Here is a 2500-nt window from a genome sequence, read left to right on the forward strand (position 1 = left end):
CCCCTGTTCTCCGGCTCTCGCGGCTTCAATCGCGGCATTGAGAGCCAGCATGTTCGTGCGGGCGGAAATATCTCCGATCTTTATGAGGGATTCGTTGATTTTTTGAACGGTACGTTTCACCTCTAAAAACGATTTTTGAACCCCGTCCACCTTCTCCCTTCCCTTTAGTGCCGTATCTGAAGATTCTTGCGCTTTTAGCGTTAAAGAGTTCAAAGACCCGGTCACGGTAATCAAGGAAGAAAGATTTTTTTGGATTTCCTTCTCCAAATTCCGAAGATGTTCAGCGGAAGTAAGAATAATGGAAGTATTGGTCTCCACCAACGTACTCAAACGATCGATATGATCGGCTACCTTCTGGGAATCGTCCGCCTGGATTTCCGATGTGGAAATAAATTCTTTCGAAACCTTATAAAATTCCCGACTCGCCTTTTGGGAATTCTCGATCGAAATTCTCGCCTCGACGATGATTTCACGAAGGGATGTTTCCATCTTTCTCAAAAATTCTAAAAGTTCCCCCATTTCATCGAAACGGTCGATCTCGATCCGATTATTCAAATTTCCGTTTTGAATTTCAGACGCAAAGTGAATCGCCTTTTTGAGAGGATACATCACGGATCGAATAATGGATCTGGAAAATAATATTCCAGCGATCAAAGAAAGGAAAGAAAGTGCGCAGATCATATACAAGGAAAAAGTAAGCTGAGTTTCCGCAGTGTCCTCACTCTTACGGGAATGAGAAGCTTCAAATTCGATCAGAACCTTGATCGTTTTTCTAAGGGAAGCGCTCAGTGGATTGATCCCACGGACGTATAAAATCTGAGCCTCTTGCCTTTTATTCTCTTTGCCCAAACTATGAACCGTTTCCGCATATTGGGAAAGATCCTCCAACCCTTCTTCGAAAATTTTCAAATTTTCAAGTTCGCTCTCTTCCAAGGAAAATTCCCGGAACGTAACGTTATTTTTCCTTATTTCATCCAATAGGGTCCGAACTTTCCTGTTTTCTTCTTCGGAAAGAAGCGCGTCAATCGTGGATACCTTGGAGGAAAGAGTCAGCTCCGTAAGAATCAACTTTTCCAAAGTTAAGTTCATCAGTTGGAATTTAGGCTGCGAATTTTCGATCATCGATCGAATCGTTTTCCGATATACAAATGTATTGTAAACGATCAAAGCCGAAGATAGAATAAACACTCCGATGATAACTCCGAAGCTGAAACGCAATCTTGTTTTAATACTTATATTGCCGAGTAAATTCACTGTAAAGTTTGCGGAAACGTTTTGCCGACTATTTCGATTTCGAAAGAAAGTTGATGTAAGAGATTACGTCTTTAATCTGCTCTTCGGACAATTCTTCCCGCCACGGAGGCATAAACGGGGAACGATTCACTCCGATTCCCCCTTTTTTGATGATTTCTTCTTTTTGTGCATCGGTCAACTTAGTGATCGTAAGATTTGCGGGCGGCGGTACCTTCCCCGTCGCGAGACGGCCCTTTCCGTCTGCGGCTTCCCCGTGACAAAGCACACAATAAGTACGGAATACAATACTTCCCCGAACCGCGGATTTTTCCATGGAATCAAGAGCCGTCAAAGAAAACGTCGACGCCGAAAAAAGAAAAATAATTATAATTTTTGAATATCTTTTCATCATTGTACGTCTATCGTCATCCTCATTTCGGGATGTATCGCGCACTGAACGGTAATCTTACCGGGTTTTTCAAACTTTACCTTTTGTGTTTTCCCCTGAGAGTAAGATCCCAAATCGAAAATTTTTGCGGGAGATAGAGAATACACATTGTGATAAAAAGTGTCGTAATTCGGAAAACTCACCACGTCTCCGATTTTGATTTTTAAGGATTCCACCGTAAAACCCTTATTCTTCTGACCTACTTCATGTTCCGCCGCCGTAAGGTTTCCTCCACAAAAAACGAGAAAAACAAAAACCGTCGTAAATCGAACTAACATTCAATACTCCTAATTTATGATAAAATTATCTTGGAAACTCCGGAATCGAAATCGGAACCATTTTGCCGTTTAGGGATTTCATAAACTCGACGAGATCGGCTTTTTCATCCTTCGTCAGCTTGAGAGCCGTCATATTCGGATCCAGATTGTTTTTTTCATCCCCTCCTCGATCATAATGTTCAACGACTTCTTCCAAGGTAGCATAACTTCCATTGTGCATATACGGTCCCGTCAAAGCAACGTCCCGCAAGCCCGGGGTTTTAAAAGCGCCTTTCATGGATTTTACAGCCACGATTTTAAATCTTCCGACTTCCTTGGAGGCATTTTTTAAACCGATATTATGAAATCCGTTATCCGAAAATTGGTCGCCTTGATGACATGCGGAACAATTGGCTTTTCCGTTAAAAACGGAAAAACCCCTTTGCGCCGATTCCGAAATGGCACCCTTATCCCCTTTTTTCCAAAGATCAAACGCAGATTCCGTAGAAAAGATCGTTCTTTCAAAACTTGCAATCGCCTTTCCGATCGTTACCGCATTTAT

General features: G+C 42.1%; 4 protein-coding genes (2 of these 4 running past the window's edge). All 4 read right to left on the reverse strand.

Going from position 1 to position 2500, the window contains the following annotated elements:
• Tightly spaced (at most 28 nt apart), the 4 genes in view from CLV95_RS15600 to CLV95_RS15615 form a layout consistent with a single transcriptional unit that may run on beyond the window.
• Nucleotides 1-1254, reverse strand: partial view of a methyl-accepting chemotaxis protein gene (locus tag CLV95_RS15600; protein WP_016749538.1) — the 5' portion only. It extends 459 nt beyond the left edge of the window; 1254 of the gene's 1713 nt are visible here — the first part of the coding sequence; it begins with the start codon at nt 1252-1254; its stop codon lies off the left edge, out of view.
• 28 nt (nt 1255-1282) lie between these two features.
• On the reverse strand, nt 1283-1642 hold the full coding sequence (locus CLV95_RS15605; protein ID WP_002721997.1) for a c-type cytochrome: 360 nt from the start codon (nt 1640-1642) through the stop codon (nt 1283-1285).
• Complete coding sequence (locus CLV95_RS15610; RefSeq protein ID WP_002722044.1) at nt 1642-1959, reverse strand: methylamine utilization protein; 318 nt, start codon at nt 1957-1959, stop codon at nt 1642-1644. Before CLV95_RS15610 ends, CLV95_RS15605 begins: the two co-directional genes overlap by 1 nt.
• A 25-nt stretch (nt 1960-1984) precedes the next feature.
• Nucleotides 1985-2500, reverse strand: partial view of a cytochrome-c peroxidase gene (locus CLV95_RS15615; RefSeq protein ID WP_002734801.1) — the 3' portion only. It continues 504 nt past the right edge of the window; the window shows 516 of its 1020 coding nt (coding positions 505-1020); its start codon lies beyond the right edge, outside the window; its stop codon occupies nt 1985-1987.

The organism is Leptospira borgpetersenii serovar Javanica (assembly GCF_003046425.1).
Classification (GTDB): domain Bacteria; phylum Spirochaetota; class Leptospiria; order Leptospirales; family Leptospiraceae; genus Leptospira; species Leptospira borgpetersenii.